At 67.4% G+C, this 26,508-nt stretch carries 27 protein-coding genes and 1 tRNA gene; 16 read left to right on the top strand and 12 right to left on the bottom strand.

Annotation, left to right across the window (positions count from 1 at the left end):
- Positions 1-31: 31 nt before the first annotated feature.
- Positions 32-1,693, bottom strand: a complete 1,662-nt coding sequence (locus ACTWJ5_RS23795) for a choline dehydrogenase (RefSeq protein WP_444436686.1) — start codon at positions 1,691-1,693, stop codon at positions 32-34.
- A gap of 11 nt (positions 1,694-1,704) precedes the next feature.
- On the bottom strand, positions 1,705-2,859 hold the full coding sequence (locus ACTWJ5_RS23790; RefSeq protein WP_444436685.1) for an aromatic ring-hydroxylating oxygenase subunit alpha: 1,155 nt from the start codon (positions 2,857-2,859) through the stop codon (positions 1,705-1,707).
- A gap of 214 nt (positions 2,860-3,073) precedes the next feature.
- On the opposite strand from ACTWJ5_RS23790, the gene nadA reads away from it, so the two are divergent.
- Complete coding sequence (gene nadA / locus ACTWJ5_RS23785) at positions 3,074-4,132, top strand: quinolinate synthase NadA (RefSeq protein WP_116423090.1); 1,059 nt, start codon at positions 3,074-3,076, stop codon at positions 4,130-4,132.
- 302 nt (positions 4,133-4,434) lie between these two features.
- On the opposite strand, the gene ACTWJ5_RS23780 is transcribed toward nadA, so the two are convergent.
- The gene (locus tag ACTWJ5_RS23780; RefSeq protein ID WP_253408271.1) at positions 4,435-5,871 is read right to left on the bottom strand and encodes a M48 family metalloprotease; all 1,437 of its coding nucleotides are present in this window, start codon (positions 5,869-5,871) and stop codon (positions 4,435-4,437) included.
- Between the two features lie 216 nt (positions 5,872-6,087).
- On the opposite strand from ACTWJ5_RS23780, the gene ACTWJ5_RS23775 reads away from it, so the two are divergent.
- Positions 6,088-6,339: a sulfurtransferase TusA family protein gene (locus ACTWJ5_RS23775; protein ID WP_074981519.1), complete on the top strand. Its 252-nt coding sequence runs from the start codon at positions 6,088-6,090 to the stop codon at positions 6,337-6,339.
- A gap of 50 nt (positions 6,340-6,389) precedes the next feature.
- Positions 6,390-7,469, top strand: coding sequence for an AI-2E family transporter (locus tag ACTWJ5_RS23770; protein ID WP_074981521.1), 1,080 nt, complete (start codon positions 6,390-6,392; stop codon positions 7,467-7,469).
- Positions 7,470-8,270: 801 nt separating this feature from the next.
- On the opposite strand, the gene ACTWJ5_RS23765 is transcribed toward ACTWJ5_RS23770, so the two are convergent.
- Complete coding sequence (locus tag ACTWJ5_RS23765; protein WP_249917437.1) at positions 8,271-8,744, bottom strand: peroxiredoxin; 474 nt, start codon at positions 8,742-8,744, stop codon at positions 8,271-8,273.
- A 42-nt stretch (positions 8,745-8,786) separates the two neighbouring features.
- Positions 8,787-9,344, bottom strand: coding sequence for a glycine cleavage system protein R (locus ACTWJ5_RS23760; RefSeq protein WP_009620608.1), 558 nt, complete (start codon positions 9,342-9,344; stop codon positions 8,787-8,789).
- 171 nt (positions 9,345-9,515) lie between these two features.
- Between ACTWJ5_RS23760 and dapA the strand changes: the two genes are divergently transcribed.
- The 6 genes from dapA (at position 9,516) to ACTWJ5_RS23730 (ending at position 14,060) form a co-directional block, all read left to right on the top strand.
- Positions 9,516-10,394, top strand: a complete 879-nt coding sequence (gene dapA / locus ACTWJ5_RS23755) for a 4-hydroxy-tetrahydrodipicolinate synthase (RefSeq protein WP_249917436.1) — start codon at positions 9,516-9,518, stop codon at positions 10,392-10,394.
- A gap of 12 nt (positions 10,395-10,406) precedes the next feature.
- Complete coding sequence (gene bamC / locus ACTWJ5_RS23750; protein ID WP_009620603.1) at positions 10,407-11,603, top strand: outer membrane protein assembly factor BamC; 1,197 nt, start codon at positions 10,407-10,409, stop codon at positions 11,601-11,603.
- On the top strand, positions 11,542-12,300 hold the full coding sequence (locus ACTWJ5_RS23745) for an MBL fold metallo-hydrolase (RefSeq protein ID WP_444436684.1): 759 nt from the start codon (positions 11,542-11,544) through the stop codon (positions 12,298-12,300). Before bamC ends, ACTWJ5_RS23745 begins: the two co-directional genes overlap by 62 nt.
- A 31-nt stretch (positions 12,301-12,331) precedes the next feature.
- Positions 12,332-13,042 (top strand): phosphoribosylaminoimidazolesuccinocarboxamide synthase, encoded by a 711-nt coding sequence (purC, locus tag ACTWJ5_RS23740; protein ID WP_009620599.1) that lies wholly within the window; start codon positions 12,332-12,334, stop codon positions 13,040-13,042.
- Between the two features lie 95 nt (positions 13,043-13,137).
- Positions 13,138-13,227: transfer RNA gene (locus ACTWJ5_RS23735), tRNA-Ser, on the top strand.
- A gap of 152 nt (positions 13,228-13,379) precedes the next feature.
- Positions 13,380-14,060, top strand: a complete 681-nt coding sequence (locus tag ACTWJ5_RS23730; protein WP_064583934.1) for a PIN domain-containing protein — start codon at positions 13,380-13,382, stop codon at positions 14,058-14,060.
- 186 nt (positions 14,061-14,246) lie between these two features.
- Here ACTWJ5_RS23730 and ACTWJ5_RS23725 read toward each other — a convergent pair whose 3' ends face one another.
- On the bottom strand, positions 14,247-15,083 hold the full coding sequence (locus ACTWJ5_RS23725; protein ID WP_444436683.1) for a 5'-nucleotidase, lipoprotein e(P4) family: 837 nt from the start codon (positions 15,081-15,083) through the stop codon (positions 14,247-14,249).
- A 292-nt stretch (positions 15,084-15,375) separates the two neighbouring features.
- Here ACTWJ5_RS23725 and ACTWJ5_RS23720 point away from each other — a divergent pair, with 292 nt between their 5' ends.
- Positions 15,376-16,425, top strand: a complete 1,050-nt coding sequence (locus ACTWJ5_RS23720) for a diguanylate cyclase (RefSeq protein ID WP_444436682.1) — start codon at positions 15,376-15,378, stop codon at positions 16,423-16,425.
- Here ACTWJ5_RS23720 and ACTWJ5_RS23715 read toward each other — a convergent pair.
- The 3 genes from ACTWJ5_RS23715 to ACTWJ5_RS23705 all read right to left on the bottom strand — a co-directional run bounded on the left by ACTWJ5_RS23715 (position 16,413) and on the right by ACTWJ5_RS23705 (position 17,771).
- Positions 16,413-16,784 carry a hypothetical protein gene (locus ACTWJ5_RS23715; protein ID WP_074981535.1) on the bottom strand — a complete coding sequence of 124 codons (372 nt, stop codon included), beginning with the start codon at positions 16,782-16,784 and terminating at the stop codon, positions 16,413-16,415. The genes ACTWJ5_RS23720 and ACTWJ5_RS23715 overlap by 13 nt on opposite strands.
- Positions 16,785-16,875: 91 nt before the next feature.
- Entirely contained in the window at positions 16,876-17,217 is a 342-nt protein-coding gene (locus ACTWJ5_RS23710; protein WP_009620588.1) for a carboxymuconolactone decarboxylase family protein, read from the bottom strand.
- A gap of 71 nt (positions 17,218-17,288) precedes the next feature.
- Positions 17,289-17,771, bottom strand: coding sequence for a GreA/GreB family elongation factor (locus ACTWJ5_RS23705; RefSeq protein ID WP_253392323.1), 483 nt, complete (start codon positions 17,769-17,771; stop codon positions 17,289-17,291).
- 128 nt (positions 17,772-17,899) lie between these two features.
- Between ACTWJ5_RS23705 and ACTWJ5_RS23700 the strand changes: the two genes are divergently transcribed.
- Complete coding sequence (locus ACTWJ5_RS23700) at positions 17,900-18,331, top strand: hypothetical protein (protein WP_301500627.1); 432 nt, start codon at positions 17,900-17,902, stop codon at positions 18,329-18,331.
- A 6-nt stretch (positions 18,332-18,337) separates the two neighbouring features.
- Here the strand turns inward: ACTWJ5_RS23700 and ACTWJ5_RS23695 are convergent, their stop codons facing one another.
- Entirely contained in the window at positions 18,338-18,772 is a 435-nt protein-coding gene (locus tag ACTWJ5_RS23695) for an RcnB family protein (protein ID WP_074981540.1), read from the bottom strand.
- 278 nt (positions 18,773-19,050) lie between these two features.
- Here ACTWJ5_RS23695 and ACTWJ5_RS23690 point away from each other — a divergent pair, with 278 nt between their 5' ends.
- The 4 genes from ACTWJ5_RS23690 (at position 19,051) to rmuC (ending at position 22,361) form a co-directional block, all read left to right on the top strand.
- The gene (locus tag ACTWJ5_RS23690; protein ID WP_043271094.1) at positions 19,051-19,419 is read left to right on the top strand and encodes an antitoxin Xre/MbcA/ParS toxin-binding domain-containing protein; all 369 of its coding nucleotides are present in this window, start codon (positions 19,051-19,053) and stop codon (positions 19,417-19,419) included.
- On the top strand, positions 19,420-20,190 hold the full coding sequence (locus tag ACTWJ5_RS23685; RefSeq protein WP_116423098.1) for an RES family NAD+ phosphorylase: 771 nt from the start codon (positions 19,420-19,422) through the stop codon (positions 20,188-20,190).
- Positions 20,191-20,265: 75 nt separating this feature from the next.
- Positions 20,266-20,472 carry a hypothetical protein gene (locus tag ACTWJ5_RS23680; protein ID WP_058490861.1) on the top strand — a complete coding sequence of 69 codons (207 nt, stop codon included), beginning with the start codon at positions 20,266-20,268 and terminating at the stop codon, positions 20,470-20,472.
- A gap of 524 nt (positions 20,473-20,996) precedes the next feature.
- Positions 20,997-22,361: a DNA recombination protein RmuC gene (rmuC, locus tag ACTWJ5_RS23675; RefSeq protein WP_116423183.1), complete on the top strand. Its 1,365-nt coding sequence runs from the start codon at positions 20,997-20,999 to the stop codon at positions 22,359-22,361.
- Positions 22,362-22,665: 304 nt separating this feature from the next.
- On the opposite strand, the gene ACTWJ5_RS23670 is transcribed toward rmuC, so the two are convergent.
- Both ACTWJ5_RS23670 and ACTWJ5_RS23665 read right to left on the bottom strand, forming a co-directional pair.
- Complete coding sequence (locus ACTWJ5_RS23670; RefSeq protein ID WP_074981546.1) at positions 22,666-23,553, bottom strand: metal-dependent hydrolase; 888 nt, start codon at positions 23,551-23,553, stop codon at positions 22,666-22,668.
- Positions 23,554-23,561: 8 nt separating this feature from the next.
- Positions 23,562-25,337, bottom strand: coding sequence for an SDR family oxidoreductase (locus ACTWJ5_RS23665; RefSeq protein WP_444436679.1), 1,776 nt, complete (start codon positions 25,335-25,337; stop codon positions 23,562-23,564).
- A gap of 460 nt (positions 25,338-25,797) precedes the next feature.
- On the opposite strand from ACTWJ5_RS23665, the gene ACTWJ5_RS23660 reads away from it, so the two are divergent.
- Positions 25,798-26,496, top strand: coding sequence for a MerR family transcriptional regulator (locus tag ACTWJ5_RS23660; protein WP_245323030.1), 699 nt, complete (start codon positions 25,798-25,800; stop codon positions 26,494-26,496).
- The last annotated feature ends 12 nt before the right edge of the window (positions 26,497-26,508 follow it).

Raw genomic sequence — 26,508 nt, 5'->3', positions numbered from 1 at the left:
AGGCAGTCGGCCGGGTTTGGCAAGGGCCGCGTCAGCGCTGGCATTCGCGCCAGCGCGGGTGCAGCCACACCGGCGCGTCGCTGGGCGGCAGCGGCGCGCGGCCGAGGATCAGGTCGCTGGCCTTCTCGGCGATCATCACTGTCGGCGCGTTGGTGTTGCCGCTGACGATCTCCGGCATGATCGACGCGTCCACCACCCGCAGCCCGCGCAGGCCGTGCACGCGCAGTTGCGCGTCGACCACCGCCTGGGCGTCGCCGGCCGGGCCCATCTTGCAGGTGCCGCTGGCGTGGTAGCCGGTTTCTGTGACGCGCCGCGCCCAGGCGTCGAGCTGCGCATCGCTGAGCTGGTCGGCGCCGGGCACCAGTTCCTCGCCGGCGAAGGCGCGCATCGCCGGCTGCGCCAGCACCTCGCGCACCAGGCGGGCGCCGGCGCGCATGTCCTCGCGGTCGCGCTCGGTCTTCAGGTAGTTGAAGAGGATGCGCGGCGCCTGGCGCGGGTCGGCGCTGGCGAGCGTGACGCTGCCCAGGCTGGTGGGGCGCATCAGGTCGATGTGCACCTGGAAGGCGTGGTCGGGCACCAGGTCGACGCTGCCCGGCTGTACCGCCAGGGGCATGAAGGTCAGCTGCAGGTCGGGGTGCTCGATGCCGGCCCGCGAGCGGATGAACGCGCCCACCTCGAAGTGGTTGCTCGCCGCCAGGCCGTCGTGGCGGGCGAACCAGCGCGCGCCCACCAGCCATTTGCCCGGCGCGTGGGTCCAGGGGTAGATGCTCACCGGGCGCTTGCAGCGGTACTGCACCACGGTGTCCGGGTGGTCGTTGAGGCGCTGGCCGACGCCGGGCAGGTCGTGCAGCGGGCGGATGCCCAGGCGCTGCAGGTCCTCGGCCGGGCCGATGCCGGAGAGCATCAGCAGTTGCGGCGAGTTGATCGCCCCGGCGCTCAGCAGCACCTCGCGGCGTGCCCGCACCTGGTGCAGCTGGCCGTCCATCTCGAACTCCACGCCGCAGGCCGCAGCGCCGTCGAAGAGGATGCGCCGGCTCAGCGCCGAGGTCGCCACCGTGACGTTGCCGCCGGCCAGGGCTTCGGCCAGGTAGCCGCGGGCGGTGCTCCAGCGCTTGCCGTCGCGGGTGGTGCGGTCCACCGGGCCGAAGGCTTCCTGGCGCTGGCCGTTGAGGTCGGCGCTGTAGCCGTAGCCGGCTTCCTGGCCGGCATCGAGGAAGGCCCGGCACAGGGGCGGCGAGGCATCGCCGGGGGTGACGTGCAGCGGCCCGTCGCCGCCGCGGTAGGCGTCGGCGCCGTCGCGGTGGCTCTGCGCGCGGCGGAAGTAGGGCAGCACCTCGCGGTAGCTCCAGCCGTCGCAGCCGCGCGCGGCCCAGCCGTCGTAGTCGCGGGCGTGGCCACGGACGTAGACCATGCCGTTGATCGACGAGGAGCCGCCCAGGGTGCGCCCGCGCGGCGTGCCGATGCGCCGGCCGTCGAGCCAGGGCTCCGGCTCGCTGGCGTAGCTCCAGTTGTAGCGGGTGCCGCCGACGACTATGCCCACCGCCGAGGGCATGTCGATGGTCCAGCTGCGGTCCACCGGGCCGGCTTCGAGCACCAGGATGCGCAGCGCCGGGTCCGCGCCCAGGCGCCGCGCCAGCACGCAGCCGGCCGAGCCGGCGCCGACGATGATGTAGTCGTATTCCGTGGCGAGCATGGCCTGTCTCCTCAGCGGATGCCGTCGAACACCAGCTTGTGGAAGTGGTGCACCAGGTGCTCGCTCTCGTTGCTGCGCTCGGCGTCGATCATGTAGCGGCCCTGGTCGTAGCCCAGGGAATGCAGGCCCTTCTGCACGCTGACGTTGAGTTCGATGTCCTCCGGGCCGAGTTCCTCGTTCATCCACTTCATGCAGGCGTGGGACACCTCCGGCACCGTCTCGTGGGGGCTGTAGTAGCCGAAGCGCAACAGCGAACGCTCGGCGTCCAGCGGGATCATGATGAAGGTGCCGAGGAACTCGGAAAACGGGAAGGTGTAGAAGGTGTTGTTCGGCCACAGGCCGATGTTGAAGAAGCGTTCGTCGGGGTTGCGCGGGCCGTTCAGCGGCACCCCGTAGGCTTCCTCGGCGGCGAGGTTGGCCGGGGCGATGTAGGTCCACCAGTTGTCGCGTTTGCTCAAGCGGTAGCCCTTGAAATCGATGAGCCTGGCCAGATCTATGTGGCAGGGCCCGGAGAGCTTGAAGTGGTAGCCCTCGATGGAGTTGTCCATGATGACTTTCCAGTTGGCCGGGACTATCACGTCCTGCTCCTCGATCAGGCGCATCCGCCCGAGGTCGGGGAAGACCTCGCGCATTTCCTGGTCGGCGCCGGGGAACAGTTCGGCCATCGACGGCGCCTCGGCGTCGAAGTTGAAGTAGACGAAGCCGCCGAGTTCCTCGACGCGCAGTTTCGGGATGTTGAACTGCTGTTTGTCGAAGGCGATCAGCCGTTCGCTGCGCGGCGCGCCGCGCAGGCTGCCGTCCATCTCGTAGCACCAGGAGTGGTAGGCGCAGCGCAGCACCCGGGTGTCGGCGCCGCGGCGCACGTCCAGCAGGCGGTTGCCGCGGTGCTGGCAGACGTTGTGGAAGGCGTTGACCTTGCCGTCGTTGCCGCAGGCCACCACCACGCTCTGGTCGAAAATGTCGCAGACCACGAACTGCCCGGGCTCGGCGAACTCGTTGCGGTGCCCGGCCAGGTGCCAGGCGCTCATGAAGATGCGGTCGCGCTCGGCGGCGAAGATGTCCTTGTCGAAGAAATAGCGCGAGGGGAGGGTGAAGGCTTCCTCCGGGCGCTGCTCGGCCCAGCCTTCGATGCGGGTGCCCTGCTTGATCTGCTCGATGGATTGCATGTCTGGTCTCCAGGCAGCGCCCCTCGGGATGGGGGCTCGCTGTAGAGCAATCTAGGGGAGCGGAACCGCCCGCTCTTGATGGAATGCGACAAGTTCGCGCGGCCGGCCGGCGCTTGCCTCCCGGCGGCTTTCCCCGCAAGATCGCGCGCTCGCTTTCGTGGCGATGTAAAATCGCCCCCACAGCTGGTCGTACCCCCGCAGGTGCAGTGAAGACATGACGCAGATATCCGAACGCCTCCTGGTCCAGGCCCACCTCGCCGCCAAGCAGCCCCGTGTGCTGAGCGTGCAGGAAGAGGCCGAGTACCGCGCGGCCATCGCCGCCGAGCTGAAGGCGCAGAACGCCGTGCTGGTGGCGCACTACTATTGCGACCCGGTGATCCAGGCCCTGGCCGAGGAGACCGGCGGTTGCGTCTCCGACTCCCTGGAGATGGCCCGCTTCGGCAACCAGCACCCGGCGCAGACCGTGGTGGTGGCCGGGGTGCGCTTCATGGGCGAGACGGCGAAGATCCTCAACCCCGAGAAGCGCGTGCTGATGCCGACCCTCGAGGCCACCTGCTCGCTGGACCTGGGCTGCCCGGTGGAGGAGTTCTCGGCCTTCTGCGACCAGCATCCGGAACGTACCGTGGTGGTCTACGCCAACACCTCGGCGGCGGTGAAGGCGCGCGCCGACTGGGTGGTGACCTCCAGCTGCGCGGTGGAGATCGTCGAGCACCTGATGGACAACGGCGAGCCGATCCTCTGGGCCCCGGACCAGCACCTGGGCCGCTACATCCAGCGCGAGACCGGCGCCGACATGCTGCTCTGGGACGGCGCCTGCATCGTCCACGAGGAGTTCAAGGCCAAGCAGCTGGAAGACCTCAAGGCGCTGTACCCGGACGCGGCCATCCTGGTCCACCCGGAATCGCCCGAGGCGGTGGTCGAGCTGGCCGACGCGGTGGGTTCCACCAGCCAGTTGATCAAGGCCGCGCAGACCCTGCCGAACAAGCGCTTCATCGTCGCCACCGACCGCGGCATCTTCTACAAGATGCAGCAGCTGTGCCCGGACAAGGAATTCATCGAGGCCCCCACCGCCGGCAACGGCGCGGCCTGCCGCAGCTGCGCGCACTGCCCGTGGATGGCCATGAACACCCTGGAACGCACCCTGGCCTGCCTGAAGGAAGGCAGCGGCGAGATCTTCGTCGACCCGGCGCTGATCCCGCGGGCCATCCGCCCGCTCAAGCGCATGCTGGAGTTCACCCAGGCGGCGAGGCTGAAGGTGGCGGGCAACGCCTGAGCCTTCCAGCGGACATGAAAAAGCCCGGCGATGCCGGGCTTTTCTTTTACTGTAGGAGCGGGCCCTGCCCGCGATTCGCGCGCAGGGCGCGCTCCTACAGGGGAATGGCGCGGGTGGGGTTGCGTAGGAGCGGATCTCATCCGCGAATCGCGCCGGAACGTCCGGCTATCGCGGACCCTGCCGGCGGGCACTGCTTCTCGTAGGAGCGAGCTTGCTCGCGAATAAGCCCCGCAGCGGAGCCTGTTCGCGAGCAAGCTCGCTCCTACGAAGAGCCCGCAATCGCTTCTACGACCGCGATCCGGTTAACCGCGCATCATCTCCTTGAGGATCTTCTCCTGCTCGCGGAACGCCTGCTGGCGCGCGTCCAGCTTGGCCGCCAGGGTGAAGTTGCCGCCGGCGCGGCGCTTGGCGAAGTCCAGCTGCTCGATGGCCGAGGGGTAGTCGCCGGTCAGCGCCAGGTACTCGGCGCGGGCCTGGTGCACGCCGATGGCGTTGCCGTCGATGGTGCGGGCGTCGGCCAGGCGGCTCCAGACGTCCGGGTCCAGCGGGCGGTCCTGGCTCAGCTTGATCAGGATCTTCTCGGCATCGGCGGCCTTGTTCTGCTTGAGCAGGATGTCGGCCTGGGCCTGGATCAGCGGGTAGTTGCCGGGGTACTGGCCGAGCAGGCGCTGCACCCGGGCGAGGGCGTCGCCGAGCTTGTTCGAGGTGATCTCCAGGTCGACCTGGGCCAGGTTGTAGGCCACGTCGTTGGGCGCCTTGGCCAGCAGCGGCTGGAGGGTGGCGCGGGCGTCGTTGAGCTGGCCGACGCGGATCTGCGACAGCGCCAGGCCGTAGCGCGCGGCGTCGAGCTTGGGGTTGTCGTCGAGCATGGCGCGGAAGCGCTTGCCGGCGATGCCCGGGGTTTCCTCGAAGATCAGCTGCACGCGGGCGCGCATCTGCTGGTAGCGCAGCGAGTCTTCCTTGCCGCCCTGTGGGTACTGCTCGGCGCGGTTGCGGGTGTCGGCGATACGCGAGTCGGTCACCGGGTGGGTGAGCAGGAACTCCGGTGGCCTGGCGTCGTAGCGGTACTGCCGCGCCAGGCGCTCGAACATGGTCGGCATGGAGCGAGGGTCGTAGCCGGCACGGACCATGTTGGTCACCCCGACGCGGTCGGCCTCCTGCTCGTTCTGCCGGGAGAAGCGCAGCTGGTTCTGGATCGCCGCCGCCTGGGTCGAGGCGATGGCGGCGATGCCGGCATCCCCGGCGCCCGCCGCCGCGGCCACGATCCCGGCGAGCATCGCCGCCATCACCGGCAGCTGCATCTGCTTCTGCGCTTCCAGGCCGCGGGCGAAGTGGCGCTGGATCAGGTGGCCGAGTTCGTGGGCCAGCACCGCGGCGTACTCGCCTTCGGTCTGGGCGTAGAGGAACAGGCCGCCGTTGACGCCGATGACGCCGCCGGGGGCGGCGAAGGCGTTGATCTGCGGGTCCTTGATCAGGATGAAGGCCAGGCGGTGGTCCTGCAGGTCGCTGGTTTCCGCCAGGCGGTAGACGCTGCTTTCGACGAAGTCCTTGAGCTGGGTGTCGTTGATCGAGTCGACCTGGTTGCGCAGCATGCTCAGCCAGGCGCGGCCGAGCTGGAACTCCTGTTCCGGCGAGACGATGGACGAGCTGGCGTCGCCCAGGGCGGGCAGGTCGTCGGCCAGGGTGGGCATGGCCAACAGGCAGGCAAGCGACAGCAGGGCGGGGCGCAGTACTTTCATGTACAGGGAGCTCGTTCCGGGAAAGGCTCTACTTTAGCCGCAGGTCGTCGCCCATGCCTAGGTCGGGGCGGCGCCCGGCGGCCGTCTGTGCGGATGCCGTCCAACCCTTGTAGGCCGCGCGTCTGAAGGATCGCTTAAGGCCGCGTGCATGCCGGCCCCTGGCGGCTTTTCCAACGGATTCGGTATTCTTGGGCGCCCATCTCGGAGTGCTTCGCCATGCCACCTGTCTCGTCCGCCGAAATTCCTTGTGACGCGGAACTGGACGCCAGCGGTCTCAATTGTCCCTTGCCCCTGCTCAAGGCCAAGCTGGAGCTCAACCGCCTGGCCAGTGGCCAGGTGCTCAAGGTGACGGCCACCGATGCCGGCTCGCAGCGCGATTTCCGCGCCTTCGCCCAGTTGGCCGGGCACCAGTTGCTGCGCGAAGAGGTCGAAGACGGCCTGTACCGCTACTGGTTGCGCAAGAAGTAACCCGCCTCCGGACGCCCGGGACGGCGTCCTCATCGATCGCAGGAACCCCGATGCTCAAAGTTCTGCAAGGCTGGATGCAGCGCTACTTTTCCGACGAGGAAGCAGTGGTGCTGGCGGTCATCCTGGCCCTTGGCTTCACCGTCATCCTGGCCTTCGGCAGCATGCTCGCGCCGGTGCTCGCGGCCATGGTCATCGCCTTCCTGATCAAGGGCCTGCAGGGCCACCTGGAGCGCCTGCGGGTGCCGCGGCTGTTCGCCCTGTGGCTGGTCTACGCGCTGTTCCTGGGCATGCTCGCGCTGTTCCTGCTGGTGCTGGTGCCGCTGATCTGGAAGCAGCTGTTCACCCTGCTCAACGAGCTGCCGCGGATGTTCGGCGAATGGCAGTCGGTGCTGCTGATGCTGCCCGAGCGCTACCCGGCGATGGTCACCGAGGAGCAGGTGCTGCGCCTGATCGAGACCGCGCGCAACGAACTCGGCCAGCTCGGCCAGTGGGCGCTGACCTTCTCCCTGTCGGGCCTGCCGGTGCTGGTCAACGTGATGATCTACCTGGTGCTGGTGCCGATCCTGGTGTTCTTCTTCCTCAAGGACCGCCGGCGCTTCTACAACTGGTTCCGCAGCTACCTGCCGCGCGAGCGCGGGCTGATGAAGCAGGTGTGGGCGGAGATGGACAAGCAGATCGCCAACTACATCCGCGGCAAGGTGATCGAGATCATCATCACCGGCGGCGTCACCTACGTGGCTTTCGTCGCCCTAGGGCTGAACTACGCAGCGCTGCTGGCCCTGCTGGTCGGCCTGTCGGTGGTGGTGCCCTACATAGGCGCGGTGGTGGTGACTGTGCCGGTGGCGCTGATCGCGCTGTTCCAGTGGGGCTGGAGCGACCAGTTCATCTACCTGATGGCTGCCCACGCGATCATCCAGGCGCTGGATGGCAACGTGCTGGTGCCGCTGCTGTTCTCCGAGGCGGTGAACCTGCATCCGGTGGCGATCATCTGTGCGGTGCTGCTGTTCGGCGGGCTGTGGGGATTCTGGGGGGTGTTCTTCGCCATTCCTCTGGCCACGCTGGTCAAGGCGGTGCTCGATGCCTGGCCGCGGCAGCCGGAGGTGCAGCCCCAGGTCAGTCCGATGATGTGAGCGAGAAAGGCTGCTTGAAAGTTTGATGCTGATACTTGAGAGATGCTTTGGAGCCTAAGCCTGGCTCCGTCCCCTCACCGCAACCCTCTCCCGGAGGGAGAGGTGGCTGTCCTGAGCGGCTTGTTGGTCAGGCGCCATCCTCACACCCCGTCATTCCCGCGAACGCGGGAACCCAGTGGCTTGGGGGCTCGGTGTAGCGCGCCGCTCCGAGTCTGCGGAGATTTCTAGTTTCGCCCCCTCGGGCGAGTCACTTTGGCAATCGCCCCAAAGTAACCAAAACGCTTGCCCCGACATACGGGCCCGATGGAGCCGGGCTACCCTCACGAACTCCCCCGCCACGGAGGCCCGCCCCGAGGGTACGTCCCTGTAGCCCACGGGGCTCTCGCGACATTCATGTCGCATGACCTCCTGAGCGCGGGTTTCGCTCGGCCTTCTGAAGGGGCGTTTCAGTGCGCTCGGATGTTTCTCTGGAAATCCGCTGAATCGCGGACAGAGTCCGCTCCTACCGCATGAGCGAGCATGGCTTTTCGTAGGATGGTGTTGAGCGAAGCGATACCCATCAGCGCAACCGCATGGGTTTCGCAAGCTCAACCCATCCTACGATGAGCGCCTCGGAGCGGCCTTCCTACAGTTCCAGGGAAGCTCGGGCGTAGGAGCGGACTTTGTCCGCGATTGGATTCACCGGCCACGCCGGACACCCCCATGGCACGAACAGCCCCCTCTCCCTCCGGGAGAGGGTTGGGGTGAGGGGGCGGAGCCTGGATCAGGCGCCTTCGCTGAACCCAGGCAGCAGGCGACGGCTCAGGCCTTGGCCAGTTCCTGCGCAGCGGCAAGAACCTCGTCGACATGGCCTGGCACCTTGACCCCGCGCCACTCACGACGCAGCACGCCCTTGGCGTCGATCAGGAAGGTGCTGCGGTCCACGCCCATATATTCCTTGCCGTAGAGCTTCTTCAGCTTGATCACGTCGAACAGTTGGCACAGCGCCTCGTCCTTGTCGCTGATCAGCTCGAAGGGGAAGCACTGCTTGGCCTTGAAGTTCTCGTGGGACTTCAGGCCGTCGCGGGACACGCCGAAGACCACGGTATTGGCCTTGGCGAAGGCCTCGATCTTGTCGCGGAAGCCCTGGCCTTCGGTGGTGCAGCCCGGGGTGCTGTCCTTGGGGTAGAAGTACAGCACCACCTGCTGGCCTTTCAGGGCCGAGAGCTGCACCTGCTGGCCGCTGGTGGCCGGGGCCTGGAAATCGGCGACGGGTTTGTCGAGTTCGACAGCCATGGAGCTCTCCTTGGAAATACCGGCCTTGGAAATACTGGGGCCTTACGGGTGCTGCGGGCGCCAGGGTTCGATCAGCGCGTCCAGGTTCAGGGCGTCGGCGAAATCGAGGAACTGGTCGCGCAGCCAACTGATCTGGGTGCCGGCCGGCAGCGTCACGGTGATGGTGGCGTTGAGCATGCTGGTGTTGGTGTGCGGCGCCTGGTAGGTGTCGCAGGTCAGGTTCTCCAGTTCGATGTTGTGGTCGATGAAGAACTGGCACAACTCGTTGAGGATGTCCGGGCGGTACACCGCGCTGACGTAGGCCACGTAGGGCAGGGCCTGGGCGCGGGTGACGTGGGCGTTGCTGCGGGTCAGGCTGAGGGTGAAGGAGTGGCGCTTGGCCAGCGCCGGCAGGCCGCCCTCGAGGCGGGCCAGGGCGTCCCAGCTGCCAGACACCTGGAGCACCAGCGCGCTGAACTCGCCGTGGCGGGTCAGGCGGCTGCTGACGACCGAGCAGCGGTTGTCCACGCAGGTGCGGCAGAGCACGCTGGTCAGCTCCATGGGGTTGGGCCCCAGGGCACTGATCAGCAGGAATTGTTCACGGGGGTGTGAGGCGGACATGCAGCTTTCCTGGGATGGGCGGCCAAGAGGGCCGCGTCGACAAAGGGGAAAGGGTAGCGAAAAGCGGCCGCCAGGGGAATGTCCGGCGTGCGCCGGCCGCCGCGCTCAGCTTGTGCAAGGCAGGTGGCACCAGTACCATTACGGCTTTCTTTTTCCGGCAGGAGCGGTTGCATGATTGCGGGCAGTATGGTGGCGCTGGTCACCCCCTTCGATGCTCAGGGTCGACTGGACTGGGACAGCCTTGCCAAGCTGGTGGACTTCCACCTGCAGGAAGGCACCAACGCCATAGTCGCCGTCGGCACCACCGGTGAGTCGGCGACCCTCGACGTGGCCGAACACCTCGAGGTCATCCGCCGCGTGGTCGACCAGGTCAAGGGCCGCATCCCGGTGATCGCCGGTACCGGCGCCAACTCCACCCGCGAAGCGGTCGAGCTGACCGAGGCGGCCAAGAGCGGCGGCGCCGATGCCTGCCTGCTGGTCACCCCGTACTACAACAAGCCGACCCAGGAAGGCCTGTACCAGCACTTCCGCCACATCGCCGAAGCCGTGGCCATCCCGCAGATCCTCTACAACGTGCCGGGCCGCACCGCCTGCGACATGCTGCCGGAGACCATCGAGCGCCTGTCCAAGGTGCCGAACATCATCGGCATCAAGGAAGCCACCGGCGACCTGCAGCGCGGCAAGGAAGTGCTCGACCGCGTCGGCAAGGACTTCCTGGTCTACTCCGGCGACGACGCCACCGCCGTCGAACTGATGCTGATGGGCGGCAAGGGCAACATCTCGGTGACCGCCAACGTCGCCCCGCGCGCCATGAGCGACCTGTGCGCCGCCGCCATGCGCGGTGACGCCGCCGCCGCGCGCGCCATCAACGACCGCCTGATGCCGCTGCACAAGGCTCTGTTCATCGAATCCAACCCCATTCCGGTGAAATGGGCCCTGCATGAGATGGGCCTGATCCCCGAGGGCATCCGCCTGCCCCTGACCTGGCTCAGCCCGCGTTGCCACGAGCCGCTGCGTCAGGCCATGCGCCAGACCGGCGTGCTGGCCTGAGGAGCATCGCGCATGAAGCGACTGGCAGGACTGACCGCGCTCGCCCTGGTCATCGGCAACACCTCCGGCTGCGGCTGGCTGTGGGGCAAGGACGGCTACTTCCGTGACCGCGGCACCGACTATCTGGATTCCCGGCAGACCGGGCCGATGAAGGTGCCCGAAGGGCTGCAGAGCAAGCAGCTCGACCCGCTGCTGCCGATTCCCATGAACATCGCCGACAGCCACGAGAAGGCCGGCGAGTTCGAAGTACCGCGCCCGCTGCCCCTGGCCAACGCCGGCAGCTCCAGCGACTACAGCCTGCAGAAGAGCGGCGACTCGCGCTGGCTGATCGCCCAGCGCCCGCCGGCGGAAGTCTGGCCGGTGGCCCACCAGTTCTTCCAGGACAACGGCTTCTCCTTCGCCGACGAGCGCCCGCAGACCGGTGAGTTCTCCACCAACTGGCAGCCGCTGACGCAGCTCTCCGCGCCCCTGGCCCGCCGCCTGGGCAGCCGCGTCGCCGGCGTCGACCCCAGCAGCGAGGCGCGCGTGCGCGTGCGCATCGAGCCGGGCGTGCAGACCAACACCAGCGAAGTCTACGTCCTCAGCGAAACCCGTCCGGCCGGCAGCAGCGCCAGCGCCGACTGGCCGAGCAAGCCGGCGGTCCCGGCGCTGGACGCCGCGCTGCTCGACGAAATGCTCGCCAACATGTCCACCAGCGCCGAGAAGGGCGGTTCGGTGTCGCTGCTGGCCGCGCACTCCACCTACGACACTCCCGGCAGCGTGACGCTGGAGAAGGACGGCAACGGCAACCCGATGCTGACCCTCGACTCCGACTTCGACCGCGCCTGGGTCAGCGTCGGCCGCGCCCTGGAGCGCGCCGACATCCGCGTCGACGACCTCAACCGCAGCCTGGGCGTTTACTACGTGAACGTCGCCGAGGGCGCGAAGAAGCTCGAGGAAGCGAAGAAGCCCGGCTTCTTCAGCCGCCTGTTCGGCGCCAGCGAAGAGAAGGCCAAGGCCGAGGAAGACGCCAAGGCGCAGCGCTACCAGGTGCGCCTGACCACCGTGAGCAACACGGTGCAGGTCACCCTCGACAAGGACATCAACACCTCCGCGCCGACCGACGTCGCGCAGAGCGTCCTGGAAAAACTTCAAGAGAGCATGCGCAATGCGTTTCGCGGTACTGGGGAGCGGAAGCCGGGGCAATTCGGCCTTGGTGAGCAGTTCTGACACCCGGGTACTGATCGATTGCGGCTTTCCGCTGCGTGAAACCATCAAGCGTCTGGCTCGCCTGGGTATGCACCTCGGCGAGCTGGACGCCATCCTGGTGACCCACGAGCATTCCGATCATGTCCACGGCGTCGAGCTGCTGGCCCGGCACTACGGCATTCCCGTGTACCTCAGCGACGGCACCCTGCGCGGGCTGCGCAAGCCGCTGCAGCCGGCGGGCCTGCTCAAGGCCGGCGAGCGCCTGGAGCTGAAGGACCTGGAAGTGACCGCGGTGGGCGTGGCCCACGATGCCCGCGAGCCCCTGCAATACGTGATTTCCGATGGCCGGCGGCGTTTCGGCCAGCTCACCGACCTGGGCAGCGTCACCGCCGAGGTGCTGGAATGCTATCGTGGCCTGGATGCCCTGGTAGTGGAGGCCAACCACGACAGCGACATGCTGGCGCGCGGCCCCTATCCCTACCCGCTGAAGGTCCGCGTGGGCGGCCAGTGGGGACACCTGAACAACCGCCAGTCCGCGCAATTCGTCGCGGAACTGGGCTGGGAAGGGCTGCAGCACCTGGTGCTGGCCCACCTCAGCGAAAAGAACAACACGCCGCAGCTGGCCCGGCAATGTTTCGTCGACACCCTCGGGTGCGACCCGGACTGGCTGCAGGTAGCCGATCAGCATTCGGGGCTGGACTGGCGCGAAATCGCCTGACCCCCTACCAACCTAGCAAGCGGAGCCCATCATGGAAAAACGCGAAGAACTCTATCGCGGCAAGGCCAAATCGGTTTACACCACCGACGACCCCGACCGCCTCGTCCTGCTGTTCCGCAACGACACCTCGGCGTTCGACGGCAAGCGTATCGAACAGCTGGACCGCAAGGGCATGGTGAACAACAAGTTCAACGCCTTCATCATGCAGAAGCTGGAAGCGGCGGGCATCCCGACCCAGTTCGACAAGCTGCTGGCCGACAACGAAGTGCTGGTGAAGAAGCTGGCGATGATCCCGGTCGAGTGCGTGGTGCGTAACTACGCCGCCGGCAGTCTGGTGCGCCGCCTGGGCGTGGAAGAGGGCCTGCAGCTCAATCCGCCGACCTTCGAGCTGTTCCTGAAGAACGACGCCCTGGGCGACCCCTTCATCAACGAATCCCACGTCCAGGCCTTCGGCTGGGCGACCCTGGAACAGCTGGCGCAGATGAAGGCCTACTCCTTCAAGGTCAACGAAGTGCTGAGCAAGCTGTTCGACGACGCCGGCCTGCTGCTGGTGGACTTCAAGCTGGAATTCGGCGTGTTCCACGGCCAGATCGTCCTCGGCGACGAATTCAGCCCGGACGGCTGCCGCCTGTGGGACAAGGAAACCCGCAAGAAGATGGACAAGGACCGCTTCCGCCAGGGCCTGGGCGGCGTGATCGAGGCCTACGAGGAAGTGGCGCAGCGCCTGGGCGTACCGCTCTGACCTGTTCCAGGCGCGCAAGCATCTGATAGCACGCGAAAATTTCTCAAAAGAAGGCTTCGCGTTCGCCGATCAAGCTGATATGATGCGCGCCGCACGGAGAGATGCCGGAGTGGTCGAACGGGACGGATTCGAAATCCGTTGAGTCAGCAATGGCTCCTAGGGTTCAAATCCCTATCTCTCCGCCATTACAGATGGCCAAAGCCCCTGAAATGCCTAGCGTTTCAGGGGCTTTGTCTTTTCTGCGCCAGGGCAGTCGAAACCTCCGACGCAAGCCTGCTTCCGTTCCGTCAATGACTGCAGCAGAATGCCGGGAACATGGATGCCCGGGAAGCAGCGGATGCGTACCAACTACGTACTGATCGACTACGAAAGCATTCCGGTCCGGTCGCTCGACCTGCTGCAGGACGCGCATTTTCGCCTGCGGGTCTTCCTCGGCCCGAACAACTCCAGGCTGCCCACCGAACTGGTCGTCGCCATCCAGCGCCTGGGTGAGCGGGCGGACTACATCCAGCTCGAAGCCGCCGGCCCCAACGCCCTCGACTTCCATATCGCTTACTACCTGGGTCGCTTCGCCCTGGAGGATCCCACGGCTTTCTTCCACGTGATTTCGGCCGACAAGGGCTTCGATCCCCTGCTCAGGCACCTGAAGGGCAAAGGTATCTTCGCAATGCGTTCCGAAAGCATCGAGGCCATGCCCTGCTTCAAGGATTTGCCTGCACTGCAGGCGACGCTGGCAGCCAGCGCGGCAAGCGCGAACGATGCCAAGCCGGCCAGCCAGGCATCTTCCAAGCCTGCTTCTGAGAGCGATGCCCATCTGAAGACCGTCATGGCCGACCTTGTTCGTCGGAAGGCTTCGAAGCCGGCTTCGGTCAAGACGCTGACCAGCACGATTCGAGCGACGCTTGGCAAGGACACTCCACTGGCCGAGGCTGAGCGCGTTTACCAGCTCCTGTGCAAGCGTGGCCTTGTGAAGGTGAAAGGGCAGAAGGTCACCTATTCGCTGCCGGAGCGTGTCTAGGGATGGCTTCCATACGCTGCGAATCTGGAGCTTACGCATCCATGGGGATCAAGCCGAACGGGAGGGCGCTCTAGACGCTGGAGTTCTATGCGGAATGTAGGCGCCGCGATCAGGCAAAGCCCTGCAGATAGTCAAAGCTCCTGGAGCGCCCAGCGCTCCAGGAGCTTTGTCCTTTCTGCGTCTACCTCAATCCTGCCCCTTCCACGCCCCCGAAGTCGCCGCGGCGCGGAACTTGGCGCGATTGGCCGGGGTGTCGGCCGGTTCCGATTCGCCGAAGATCGCTTTCATCCAGTGGCCGTCGGTGGGGTTGGGGAAGAGGATGAAGCGGTCGCCGAACTGGGCGCGGTCCTCGTCGAGCAGGGCGGCGCGTTGCTTGGCGTCGTCGACGTAGTAGCGGCGTTTGAAGTCGTTGAGGTTGTCGCCCAGCATCAGCAGCACGTCGTAGCGTTCGGCGATGGCTTTCTGCGCGGGTTCCTTGTTGGAGCTTTCGCGCAGGATGGTGACGTGTTCCTTGTCGGCGAAGGGTACCTTGAGGTTGCGCAGGTTGTTCAGGGCGTATTCGTCGGTCCTGTCGCCTTGGTCGCGGCTGGAGACGTAGAAGATTTCCACGCCCCGGGACTTGGCGTAGTCGAGGAAGTCCAGCGCGCCGGGCGTTAGGGTGGGGCCGTTGGCGGCTACCCAGCGGTCCCAGAGGGCGTCGTCGAAGAAGTCCTTGCCCTGGCTGAGCAGGGCGCCCCAGTAGCTGTTGCTGCTGAGGATGGTGTCGTCAAGGTCGCTGATGATCGCCGGTGGCCTGGCGCCGGGCTTGCGCTCGGCCAGGGCCTGGTCCAGGCGCAGTTTGGCCAGGTTGAAGCCTTGGTAGTAGAGGGCGCGGTACTCGGCGGCCGTCTGCCGCCAGGCGACGGCAGCGGTCAGCAGGTTGGGTGAGGCGGTGTCGGTTTTCGCCGTCTCGGCCAGCGCCAGTTGGAAGGGCGCGGCGAGGACGAGCAGGGCTGCAGCGATTGTCGTTCTTGGATTGGGCATGGGTGACGTTCCTTGTGGCTTGTGTGCCATGGCGGCGGGGGTGGGGTTCTCATACCCCAGGTGGGGGCGGGCCTCAATTGGGGCGACGCATATCCGTAAGGAGTTGGCGTGGTTGCGGAAGGATCGAGCCCGGCTGCGGGCGATTACCGGCGTCCCCGGGCGCCATGGGATTGGCGCTGCGGCCCGGCGATGGCCTGGGCGGGAAATAATGTCAAATTGCCGCCAATGCGCGTAGGCGCTTTCCTGTCGATCTGCTAGCTTGCTCTACCGGATGCCTGGATCAGGATGATGTATGGGTGCTGTAGTCGGTAAGGGGTTGTCTTTCGCCAGGCGCATCTATCTGCCGCGCATGGTGGGGTTGGGCATCGGCTTTTTCTGCGTGGCGGCGGCGCTGGAGCCGTTGCAGCGGCCGGGCTGGGCCTGGGCCCTGCTGGTGGCCAACGGCTTTCTCTGGCCGCACCTGGCCTACCAGTTGGCGCGCCTGTCGCGGGCGCCGTACCAGGCGGAGCGGCGCAACCTGTTGCTGGATTCGCTGTTCGGCGGCTTCTGGGCCGGCGCCATGCAGCTCAACCCGCTGCCGAGCGTGACCATCCTGTCGATGATGGCGATGGACAACATCGCCGCCGGCGGCCTGCGTTTCTTCCTGTTGGGCAGCGTGGCGCAGTTGCTGGGCGTGCTGCTGGCCTGGCTGTGCTTCGGCATCGCCTTCACCGCCGTGGCCACGCCGCTGCAGGTATATGCCTGCCTGCCGATGCTGGTGGTCTACCCGCTGGCGGTGGGCGGCGTGAGCTACAGCCTGGCCAGGCGCCTGTCCGAGCACAAGCAGGCGCTGCGCGCGGTCAGCCGCACCGACAGCCTCACCGGGCTGCTCAACCATGGTTCCTGGATGGACCAACTGGAGAACGAATTCCAGAAGTGCCGCCAGCAGCACACCCGGGCCAGCGTGGCGCTGATCGACATCGACCACTTCAAGGGCATCAACGACCGCTTCGGCCATGTGCTGGGCGACATGGTCATCACCGAGCTCAGCCACCTGCTCACCCACTCGCTGCGTGAAACCGACACCCCGGGGCGCTATGGCGGCGACGAATTCTGCGTGATCCTGCCCGGCACCACCCAGACGCTGGCGGTGGAGATCATGGAGCGCCTGCGCCAGAGCTTCGCGGAAAAGCACTACCAGCTGGCGACGGACCTGTCCGTCGGCCTGAGCATCGGCATAGCCTCCTACAGTCCCTACCAGGTGGATGCCAGCGCCTGGCTGAGCGATGCGGACAGGGCGCTGTACCAGGCCAAGCGCCTGGGCCGCAACCAGGTGGTGGGGGCCGAGCCTCAGCCGCAGTAGCCGTCCATCTTCAGCCGGTTCTTCTCGCTGGGGTCGGCCTGGTACTGCTGGCGCCAGAACTGGCAGGGCGCGCTGTTGAAGCGCTGTTCCCGCTCGCTCTGTTCGAGTTGCCGGCTCTGTTCGGCCTGGGCCTTGCGCTGGTTCTCCAGGTACTGCTGGAACATCGCCGCGTTGGCATCCGGGGTGGGCGCCGGAGCGCTGGCCGGCGCCGGCGACAGGCCGGCGGGCAACGGCAGGGGCGCGCCGGGCCACAAGCGCAGGAGCAGGACGCAGCTCAGGGCCACGGCGACGAAGCCCAGCCAGATGCCGGCGGCGATGCCGAGGGCGAGTTTGCAGAGACTGATGCTGGGCGAGGACATGGCGGCTCATCGTCGGGCGAAAACGCAATGGATAACCCAATTCCGCCGCCGGAGAAAGCCTGGGCGCGGCACCCGGCGCCGCGCCTGAACCTCAGCCCTGCGGCTGTTCGAAGGCCTCCAGCGCGCGCAGCGAGTAGACGTAGGCGGCGCCGGCGTTCATGGCGATCGCCGTGGCCAGCGCCTGGGCTACTTCGGCCTCACTGGCGCCGGCCTTGCGCGCGGCCTCGGCGTGCACGCCGATGCAGCCGTCGCAGCGGGTGGTGATGGCCACCGCCAGGGAGATCAGCTCGCGGGTCTTGGCGTCCAGCGCGTCGCCATCCGCGGCGGCGGCATCCAGCGCCTGGTAGGCGGCGATCATCTTCGGATGTTTCTTACCCAATGAGCCGAAGGCCTTCTTCACCGCGGGAACGTATTCGGACCAGTTGAACAGCATGGCGGCATCTCCTTTTCGGGTTGACGGCCATGCAGCTTAGTCCGGGATTCGCCGGTCTGCGGGCGGGGCGCTCAGAGCGCCGCGACGATCTCGTAGGCCTGGCGCGCCGAGCCCAGGCCGACCTCGATCTCGTCGCCGGGGTGGCGGCCGAGCAGGGCGCCGCCCAGCGGCGAGCGCGGGGTGATGACCAGGACCTCGTGGCCGTCCAGTTCGATCTTCAGGCCGGCGGCGTCTGGACCCAGGAACAGCCTGCGGCGGCGGTCCTCATGGTCTGCCAGTTCGACCAGGGCGCTGGTCTGGATGCCCAGCTCGGCGTCGAAGTCGCGCAGCACCAGGCCCTGGAACGAAGCGAGCGCCTGGCGGATCTCCTCCACCCGGCGCGATTGCCCGGCGGCCAGGTAGGCCGCTTCCAGGCCGAGGGTGTCGTACTTGTTCTCGGCGATGTTTTCCTCGTGGGTGGCGGCCTCGTGGGCGGTGCGCGCGGCGCGGACGGCGACATCGAGGTCGGCGTCGAGGCGCTGGAGGATCAACTGGTGGGCGCGTTGCTTGTCCATGGTGACGGCTGCCTGGGCATGAAGGGGCCTATCCTAGGGCCTTTGCCTGGCATCGGCGAATGGTCTTTCAAGTTTTTCCTACGGCAGTCGATAGAGCGGCAGAACACCCGGAAAAAGGAACCTCGGGCATGAACCTTTCCCTGACGCCTTCCAGCCAGGCCTTCGCCGGTCAATTGCGGATAGCTGCCAATGGCGATGGCGGCACGGCGGCCGATGCCAATCAGGACGACGGCGCCGTGACCAGTCGTGGCGCGAAGTCTGAAAGCCAGGGCGCGGCTGGCGCCGGCGCCGAAAGCGGCGGCAGCTCCAGCGTCGCCGTCGAGCAGTTGCAGAAGCGCCTGCAGCAGCTGCAGAAGCAGTTGCAGCAGGAGCAGCAGGAACTGGCGGCCGCGCAGGAGCGGCAATATTCCTCGGAAAACGAGCGCACCGCGATCATCATGGCCCTGCAGAGCCGCATCGCCAGCACCAGCGCCGCCATGCAGGCCACGGCGGCGGCGCTGGCCGAAGCGATCCGCAATGGCGGCGGTGGCGCCGGTGCCTTGCTCAGCACCAGCGCCTGAGGCGCCTCAATAGCCGGCCAGGATGTTGACGATCACCCCGGTGGCGATGGCCACCAGCACGTAGTCGCCGTTGACGTACAGCCAGCGATGGTCGCGCGGCGGCGCGTAGAGGTGACGGGCGCGCCAGTCGGTGACCCAGTAGCGGTCGCTGCGGTAGACCGGCTGCACCACCACGCCGCGGCGCCATTCGCGATGCGGCACCGGCATGCCGGCCTGCGGGCGGAAGTGCGGGTCGCGGTAGTAGCGCGGATCGGCGTGGCCCGTGCGGCCCTGGTAGTGGCCGCCCTGGGAGCCTTTCTGCTGCTGGTATTGCTGGTGCTGCTGCGGGCGATTGTCCGGGCGGTTCGGGCCGTGGTCCGGGCCGGGGCCCTGCTGGGCGAAACTCGCCAGCGGGCTGCCGAGCATCAGGGCGGCACAGAGCAGGGCGACGGTCTTCTTCATGGTGTTCTCCTGGCGCGGCCGGCGGTTGCGGCGCGCGCTGCTATCGGTCGATCCCGCCACCGGGCGCAGCCGGTTCGGGTACTTCATGAGACCGTGCGTCCAGGTCAAGAAACGCCAATGTGGAGTAAAGGTCCGGTAAAGAATTCGTCGCTTTCGTCAGGGCGCTGATACATGGCCGCCCGAACCGCGTCCGGCGCTCTGCCGGAAAAGGGGAAGTGCTTTGTGCGGTTTTCACGTTTGATGGTATGTTTGCATCAAATGCACGAAAGAGGTACGGCATGAGCGCACTGATCCGGGAAACTCCGTCGGCCGATCTGGTCCTGGCCAAGGCGGTACTGGCTGCCCGTGAGCAACTGGGCATGACGCAGCAGGAGCTGGCCGCCATCGTCGGCGTCGACCGCAGCGCGGTGAGCCGCTGGAAGAGCGGCGGCCTGCGGGTGGGCAGCAAGACCGGCGAGCTGGCGCTGCTGCTGGTGCGGGTATACCGCGCGCTCTTCGCCCTGTTCGGTGGCAACCTGGAGGACATGCGCCACTTCCTGCGCACCCCCAACCGCCACCTGAGCGGTGTGCCGCTGCAGCGGATGGAGCAGGTGCAGGGCCTGGTGCAGGTGGTCGAGTACCTCGACGCCATCCGGGGCAAGATCTGAATGGCCCTCGACGTCGGCGCCGAACTGTGGCGCGAATGCCGGGGCGAGCAGGCCATCGCCCCGCTGCGGGGCAAGCTGGTGCGCCTGGTGGAGAGCCAGGAGCAGGTCGCGACCCTGCAACTGGTGGATACCCTGGAGGAACAGGCCCTGCTGGAAGAGCTGATCGAGACCAGCAAGCCGCACCTGCCGCCGTCCACCGAAACCCTGCACTACCTGCTGAAGACGCCGTTCCGCTACCCGCCGCTGCGCTGGGGCTCGCGCTTCGGCCGCCGCCACGAACCCAGCCTGTTCTACGCCGCGTTGCGCCTGGAGACGGCCATGGCCGAGGCGGCCTATTACCGCTTCGTGCTCTGGGAGGGCATGGCCAGTCCGCCGCCCAGCGGGCGCATCCTTTCCGAGCACGCTTCCTTCGAGGCGCGTTTCCAGGTGCAACGGGGCATACGCCTGCAGGCGCCGCCCTTCGACAGCTATGCCGAGCGCCTGCAGGACCCGCGGGACTACCGCCTGACCCAGGCGCTGGGCAGCGCCATGCGCGCTGCCGCGGTGGAGGCCTTCGAATACCGCTCGGCGCGCTGCCCGGAAGGTGGGCTGAATGCCGCGCTCTTCGTGCCTTCGGCCTTCGTCGACAAGCGCCCGCGCAACCTCATGCCCTGGCTGTGCGAGACCACCGCCGACTACGTGGCCTTCAAGCATGCCCAGGTGCCGGGGGCGCCGCGGCTGTTCCCGCGCGCGGGATTCCTGGTCGAGGGCGACCTGCCGCACCCGGCGTGACCGTCCGTCGTCCTGCCCGCGCGGGGTGGGGCGAACGCGCTAGCTTATTGCGCTGGCCAAGCAACGGAGTGCGCCATGGACATTCGCCTGGAAGCCCATCCCCATGACCGCCGCCAGTGGCGCGTCTACCTCAACCAGTACTTCTTCCAGTACCCCGACAAGCCCACCGCGCAACGCATGTACGAGCGCGTGCTGGAGTCGTTGGGCCAGGCCGCGCCTGTTGCCGGGGCGGGCAGTATTCCTAGCCAGGAACGTCGGCGCAGAGCCCGCGAATGCGTCTGATTCTCTGCTGAAGCTTGCCTGAAAATCCCTTCGGATTGCCCTGAAATGAGGCGGTCCGCCCCTGTCCGGCGCGGACTTGTGCACAATGTTGGTGGCTGTTGTCAAGCACCGGAAACATTCCTCCGTAAGCGCTTGATTTTTCGTTGAGCGTTTGTAAATTATTGATTTTTAATGGCTTTATTTATTGGTGAAAAAAGCACCAATCTAAGCGGCAGCCCCAGCGGGCAAGGCGTATAAGACGTTTTCATCACCTTATCCACGTGGTTATCCACAGCTTCTGTGGATTGTCCCAAGCGCTTGCTTTCCTTCCGCGTTGTCAAGAGCCCTGACGGCAAAAGCCGCACTGAATTCCTATTCGCGGCTGCTACCATGACGCGAATTTTCCTGCGACCACCCGCCCTGGAGCGCCCATGCCCGTCGACTTGCCCAACCTGCTGATCGGACTGCTGGCCGCCACGCTGCCGCTGGGCTGGTTGGCCTGGCACCTGCGCGAGCGCGCGGCGCGGCAGGAGAGCGAACTGGCGCTGTTGCGCGAACGCCTGACCACCGCGCAACTGGCCCAGGATGGCCTGGGCGCGCAACTGGAGGCCGAGCGCGAAGCCTTCCAGCGCCTGAGCGGCCGCCACGGCGAGCTGGCCGGCGAGGCCGCGGCTCTGCGCCGCGAGGTGGACCTGGGCCGCGCCGAGCGCGAGCGCCAGCAGCAGGCCGAGCGCAGTTGGCAGGCCGAGCGCGAGGGCCGCGAGGAGGAACTGCGCCGGCTGTCCGCCGAACGCGCCGCGCTGGCCGCCGAACTGCGCGAGCAGCAGGAAGGCCACCAGCAGCGCCTGGGCGACCTGCAGGCGGCGCGGGACGAGCTGCGCGCGCAGTTCGCCGAGCTGGCCGGGAAGATCTTCGAGGAGCGCGAGCAGCGTTTCGCCGAGGCCAGCCAGCAGCGCCTGGGGCAATTGCTCGATCCGCTGAAGGAGCGCATCCAGGCCTTCGAGAAACGCGTGGAAGAGAGTTATCAACAGGAAGCCCGCGAGCGCTTCTCCCTGGGCAAGGAACTGGAGCGCCTGCAGCAGCTCAACCTGCGCCTGGGCGAGGAGGCGACCAACCTGACCCGCGCGCTCAAGGGCCAGAAGACCCAGGGCAACTGGGGCGAGCTGGTGCTGGAGCGCGTGCTGGAACACGCCGGCCTGGAGAAGGGCCGCGAGTACGAGACCCAGGTGAGCCTGCGCGCCGCCGATGGCGAACGCTTCCAGCCCGACGTGCTGATCCGCCTGCCCGGCGACAAGCAGGTGGTGGTGGACGCCAAGGTCAGCCTGACGGCCTACCAGCAGTTCGTCGCCAGTGACGACGAGGTGATCCGCCAGCAGGCGCTGAAACAGCACGTGCTGTCCCTGCGCAGCCACGTGAAGGGCCTCTCCGGCAAGGATTACCGGCGCCTGGAGGGCCTGCACAGCCTGGACTTCGTGCTGCTGTTCATGCCGGTGGAGGCGGCTTTCTCGGTGGCCCTGCAGGCTGAGCCGAACCTGTTCCAGGAGGCCTTCGAGCGCAATATCGTGATCGTCAGCCCGACCACCCTGCTGGCCACCCTGCGGGTGATCGACAGCCTCTGGCGCCAGGAGCGGCAGACGCAGAACGCCCGCGAGATCGCCGAGCGCGCCGGCGCGCTGTACGACAAGTTCGTGCTCTTCGTCCAGGACCTGGACGAGATGGGCTCGCGCCTGCAGCAGCTGGACAAGGCCTACGCGGCGGCGCGCAACAAGCTCTGCGAGGGCCGCGGCAACCTGATCAGTCGTGCGGAACAGGTCAAGCTGCTCGGGGCGCGGGCCAGCAAGAGCTTGCCGGGCGACTGGCTGGAGCGGGCGCTGGGCGACGAGCCGCAGGTTCTGGAAGAAGATAAATAGTCCTACCGCGCTGTAGGGCACATAACCGTTCGCGGTTATCCGCCATACGATGCTGCGCTTTTCGTAGGAGCGAGCTTGCTCGCGAACCCTAGGCTGTGGCACGAGGATTGAGTCCGCTCCCTCTCCCCAGCCCTCTCCCTGAAGGGAGAGGGGGCTTGTCCGTGCCGAGAGAAGACTTGGTTTCAGCCGGTAGCCTCTGTGCTAGCCGGCCAACGCCGAAATACCTGAGCACTCCGAACGGTCCCCTCTCCCTTCAGGGAGAGGGTTAGGGAGAGGGTGCTCTTTCTCTTACCCGGAACTCCCCTCAACCCCGAGCCGCCCGACTCGCCGCCGGCGAGCGCGCCAGGTAGTCCAGGGCCTCCTGGGTATTGGCCTCGTGGTCCGGGTGGTACCAGGGCTTGAAGTAGCGCAGGAAGCTGCCGGCCAGCGAGGCTCGCCGCGGCAGCAGGCCGCGCTTTTCGCTGTCGCGCCAGATGCGCCAGAAGGGCCGCGGCCTGCCCAGGCTCGGGTCCTGGCGGGCGAGGGTGCGGGTGCCGAAGGCGAACAGCCAGATGATCAGCGGCCAGACCACGAACATCCACAACTGGCGGCTGACGAAGCTGCCGCCCAGGTGCACGTGCAGGTCGTGGGCGACGTTGCGGTGCTCCACTTCCTCGGCGCCGTGCCAGCGGAACAGGTCCAGCAGCACCGGGTCGGAGCCGGCGCGGTCCAGCGCCTCGGCTTCCAGCACCCATTTGCCGAGCACACAGGTGAAGTGCTCGACCGCGGCGACAATGGCGCAGCGCTGGCCGATCCACCAGCGGCGCAGCCAGGGCGTTCTGTTGAACAACTGCAGCCCCAGCGGGGTGTCGCTGAGCAACTGTTCGAACAGGTAGTCCATGGCCTTCAGGTAGCGGCTGGAGTCGATGTTGTGCACCGTCAGGTAGCGCTCCACGGCGCCGGAGTGGGCGCGGGCGTGCATCGCTTCCTGGCGGATGAAGCCCTGTACGTCGTCGCGCATGCGCGCGTCCTTCACGAAGGGCAGCGCCTTGTTGTACAGGCGGCAGAACCACAGCTCGCCGGCCGGCAGCATCATGTGAATGACGTTGATGACGTGGGAGGCCTCGGCCTCGCCGGGGATCCAGTGCAGTGGCGAGGCGCTGTAGTCGAACTGCACCTTGCGTTGCACCAGGCGGTGATGATGGTCGGTCATGGCGGGCCTCAGGAAGTCAGGTCGAAACGGGCCAACAGGCGCGACAGGCTGGGCAGCAGGCGCCACTGCCAGCGCGCCAGGTGCACCTCGGCGCCGGCGGCGACCACCGGCTGGTTGCGCTGCACGGCCTGGACGATCTTCTCGCCCACCCTGTCCGGGCTCAGCCGGCGACGGCGGTAGAAGCGCTGCACCCTGGCGCGGCGGCGGGCCTGCTGCTCCTCGCTGAGGCCGGCGAAGCGGGTGGCCTGGACGATGCCGGTGTCGACGAAGCCGGGGCAGGCCGCGCTGACGCCGATGCCGTGCCCGGCCAGCTCGGCGCGCAGGCATTCGCTGAGCATCAGCACCGCCGCCTTGCTGGTGGCGTAGGCCGGGTAGTTGCGCGAGGGTGCGAAGGCCACGCCGGAGGCGACGTTGACCAGGTGCCCGGGCTTGCCGGCCTCGACCATCTGCCGGCCGAACAGGCGGCAGCCGTCGATGACGCTCCACAGGTTGACGCGCAGCAGGCGCTCCCAGTCCTGCGCGCTGGTGTCGAGCATGGCGCCGGCCAGGCCGATGCCGGCGTTGCTGACCACCACGTCGGGCACGCCCAGGCTGCTTTTCACCCAGGTGGCGAAGCGTTCCATGGCGGCGCTGTCGCCGACGTCCACGCAATAGCTGAAGGCCGTGGCGCCAAGGCTGCGGGCCTGGGCGGCGCTGGCTTCGGCGGCGGCCGGGTCGATGTCCGCGGCGAGCACGCTGGCGCCCTGTTCGGCGAAGCGCAGCAGCGTGGAACGGCCGATGCCGCCGCCGGCGCCGGTGACCACCACCAGCTTGCCGGCGAAGGGCCCGGCGCCGGGTTTCTGCTGAGCGCGCTGCAGCGGTTGGCTGGCCTCGCCGCCGTCGATGTGGCGGGCGAATTCGTCGATCCAGCCGGCCAGTTGTTCCGGCTCGGCGAGCAGTTGCCAGTGCCCGGCGGTCACCTCGCGGCGCCATAGCCGCGGCGCCCACAGCGAGAGCTGCTGGAACAGCTGCTGGCCGACGTAGCGGTCGCGGGTCGGCACCACCAGTTGCACCGGCACCTCGGTATGGCGCTTGCGCGGCTTGAAGATCGAACCGATGAAGTTGGCCCGGTACAGCTTCACGCCGTGCTCGCCGTCGCTGGCCTGGTGCGGGTTGCGCCCGGGGTTGCGGATGCCCTCGACCTTGCGCAGGTACTGCGGCCACAGGCGCGCGGCGCCCAGGCGCCAGGACAGCGCCGGCAGCAGCGGAAGGTGGAAGTAGTAGATGTACCAGGAGTGCAGCAGCTGGCTGAGCATCTGCAGCAGCGCGGCCGGGCGCCTGCGCCGCAGGCGGTCGCGCATCCAGTGGCCGACGTGGTCCAGGCAGGGCCCGGAAATGCTGGTGTAGGAGGCGATGCGTTCACGCAACGCCGGGTCGGTGACGCTCTCCCAGGTCTGGATCGAGCCCCAGTCGTGGGCCACCAGGTGCACCGCGCGTTCGGGGCTGACGGCGTCGAGCACGGCTTTCAGGTCCTGGCTGAGCAGTTCCAGGCGGTAGTCGCGGGTGCGCCGTGGTTTGTCCGAGGCGCCGGCGCCGCGCACGTCGTAGGCCACCACCTGGTAGCGGCCGAGCAGGCGGGCGATCAGCGGCAGCCAGACTTCGTGGTTGTCCGGGTAGCCGTGGACGAACAGCAGCATCGGCTTGTTCGCATCGCCCCAGCGGTACACCGCCAGGCGCACCGCGCCGGATTGCACGTCGAGGCGTTCGGCCGGCGGCAGGCCGGGGTTTTCGAGCATGGCGTTCATGCGGCCTCCCGTGGCGGCGGCGGGAGCGGATGGGCGGACGGGGTGCCTCGGGGCATGACGTTCTCCAGGCCATTGTTGTTGTACGGAGCGACCATGACATTGGTCGATGTCACGGTGGATGCTGACCCATTCGCCCCGCCCGCGCCATGCCCGGCGGCGCTGTTACCAATGCGGGCAGCGGCGCGCAGCCCAGTCGCCATGCGGGTTTGGTGGCAAGGGCAGGGTACGCGGGGCGATGAAGTCCCGCCTTTGGTTGGGCGTTGTGACGGGCTTCGCAAGCGCTTGCGTATCGATGCCTTGCGGTTGTGGCCGGCGCCGGGCGCTGGCTATGATCGCCGCCATGAGCACGCCCCTGAGCCTTCTGCAGCGCCTGCTCCAGCGCCCCGAGCAAAGCCCGGCGGAGATGGAGGACGAGCGCGAATTCAGCGTCGACGAGCTGGCCCGCGAGGCCGGCAGTACGGTGCGCAACATCCGCGCCTACCAAGACCGCGGCCTGCTGCCGCCGCCCGAGCGGCGCGGCCGCAGCGGCGTGTACTTCGCCAGCCACCTGCGCCGCCTGCGCCTGATCGGCGGCCTGCTGGAGCGCGGCTACGGCCTGTCGAACATCAAGGAGCTGCTGGAAAGCTGGGAGCGCGGCCACGACCTGGACCACGTGCTGGGCCTGGACCAGGCCATCCTCGGCGCCTGGAACCTGGAGACGCCGGGGCAGATCGGCTTCGACGAACTGCAGGCGATCTTCGGCGACGAACTCGACGACGAGGTCATCGACCGCGCCCTGCAGCAGGGTCTGCTGCAATTCGACGGCGAGCGCATCAGCATCCCCAGCCCGCGGTTGTTCAACGCCGGCGTCGAGCTGTACCGCTCGGGCATTCCCCTGGCCGCGCTGCTGGAGCACCTGGCGGTGCTGCGCGGCGATACCGAGCACCTGGCCGCCGGCATCGTGCGCCTGGTGGTCACCCACCTGGTGGACAAGCGCGGCGCCGAGCTGCTGCCTGGCGCGGCCGACCTGGAGCAACTGGCCGAGGTGTTCATGCGCCTGCGTCCGCTGGCCGAGCAGGTGGTGCTGGTGGAGCTGGCGCGGGGCCTGAAGCGGTCGGCCAACGAAATGCTCGGTGAGCGGGTGGAGGAGATCCTCCGCCAGTTCGAGCAGCCGCGCTGACGCCACTTCTGC

Origin of the sequence: Pseudomonas sp. A6, from assembly GCF_052367875.1 — a bacterium.
GTDB classification, from domain to species: Bacteria; Pseudomonadota; Gammaproteobacteria; order Pseudomonadales; family Pseudomonadaceae; genus Pseudomonas; species Pseudomonas citronellolis.
Note: the sequence above shows the minus strand (reverse complement) of the source record. Positions and strands in the feature narration are given on the sequence as shown.

Coding starts and splice junctions, on each gene's coding strand:
- ACTWJ5_RS23790 (WP_444436685.1), bottom strand. CDS start 2,859: ATGCAATCCATCGAGCAGATCAAGCAGGGCACCCGCATCGAAGGCTGG.
- dapA (WP_249917436.1), top strand. CDS start 9,516: ATGATTGCGGGCAGTATGGTGGCGCTGGTCACCCCCTTCGATGCTCAG.
- ACTWJ5_RS23670 (WP_074981546.1), bottom strand. CDS start 23,553: ATGACCGACCATCATCACCGCCTGGTGCAACGCAAGGTGCAGTTCGAC.
- ACTWJ5_RS23795 (WP_444436686.1), bottom strand. CDS start 1,693: ATGCTCGCCACGGAATACGACTACATCATCGTCGGCGCCGGCTCGGCC.
- ACTWJ5_RS23770 (WP_074981521.1), top strand. CDS start 6,390: ATGCTCAAAGTTCTGCAAGGCTGGATGCAGCGCTACTTTTCCGACGAG.
- ACTWJ5_RS23715 (WP_074981535.1), bottom strand. CDS start 16,784: ATGTCCTCGCCCAGCATCAGTCTCTGCAAACTCGCCCTCGGCATCGCC.
- nadA (WP_116423090.1), top strand. CDS start 3,074: ATGACGCAGATATCCGAACGCCTCCTGGTCCAGGCCCACCTCGCCGCC.
- ACTWJ5_RS23695 (WP_074981540.1), bottom strand. CDS start 18,772: ATGAAGAAGACCGTCGCCCTGCTCTGTGCCGCCCTGATGCTCGGCAGC.
- ACTWJ5_RS23685 (WP_116423098.1), top strand. CDS start 19,420: ATGGCCCTCGACGTCGGCGCCGAACTGTGGCGCGAATGCCGGGGCGAG.
- bamC (WP_009620603.1), top strand. CDS start 10,407: ATGAAGCGACTGGCAGGACTGACCGCGCTCGCCCTGGTCATCGGCAAC.
- ACTWJ5_RS23665 (WP_444436679.1), bottom strand. CDS start 25,337: ATGAACGCCATGCTCGAAAACCCCGGCCTGCCGCCGGCCGAACGCCTC.
- ACTWJ5_RS23775 (WP_074981519.1), top strand. CDS start 6,088: ATGCCACCTGTCTCGTCCGCCGAAATTCCTTGTGACGCGGAACTGGAC.
- ACTWJ5_RS23705 (WP_253392323.1), bottom strand. CDS start 17,771: ATGGACAAGCAACGCGCCCACCAGTTGATCCTCCAGCGCCTCGACGCC.
- ACTWJ5_RS23760 (WP_009620608.1), bottom strand. CDS start 9,344: ATGTCCGCCTCACACCCCCGTGAACAATTCCTGCTGATCAGTGCCCTG.
- ACTWJ5_RS23745 (WP_444436684.1), top strand. CDS start 11,542: ATGCGTTTCGCGGTACTGGGGAGCGGAAGCCGGGGCAATTCGGCCTTG.
- ACTWJ5_RS23765 (WP_249917437.1), bottom strand. CDS start 8,744: ATGGCTGTCGAACTCGACAAACCCGTCGCCGATTTCCAGGCCCCGGCC.
- ACTWJ5_RS23725 (WP_444436683.1), bottom strand. CDS start 15,083: ATGCCCAATCCAAGAACGACAATCGCTGCAGCCCTGCTCGTCCTCGCC.
- ACTWJ5_RS23730 (WP_064583934.1), top strand. CDS start 13,380: ATGCGTACCAACTACGTACTGATCGACTACGAAAGCATTCCGGTCCGG.
- ACTWJ5_RS23710 (WP_009620588.1), bottom strand. CDS start 17,217: ATGCTGTTCAACTGGTCCGAATACGTTCCCGCGGTGAAGAAGGCCTTC.
- ACTWJ5_RS23720 (WP_444436682.1), top strand. CDS start 15,376: ATGGGTGCTGTAGTCGGTAAGGGGTTGTCTTTCGCCAGGCGCATCTAT.
- ACTWJ5_RS23780 (WP_253408271.1), bottom strand. CDS start 5,871: ATGAAAGTACTGCGCCCCGCCCTGCTGTCGCTTGCCTGCCTGTTGGCC.
- ACTWJ5_RS23700 (WP_301500627.1), top strand. CDS start 17,900: ATGAACCTTTCCCTGACGCCTTCCAGCCAGGCCTTCGCCGGTCAATTG.
- ACTWJ5_RS23690 (WP_043271094.1), top strand. CDS start 19,051: ATGAGCGCACTGATCCGGGAAACTCCGTCGGCCGATCTGGTCCTGGCC.
- ACTWJ5_RS23680 (WP_058490861.1), top strand. CDS start 20,266: ATGGACATTCGCCTGGAAGCCCATCCCCATGACCGCCGCCAGTGGCGC.
- purC (WP_009620599.1), top strand. CDS start 12,332: ATGGAAAAACGCGAAGAACTCTATCGCGGCAAGGCCAAATCGGTTTAC.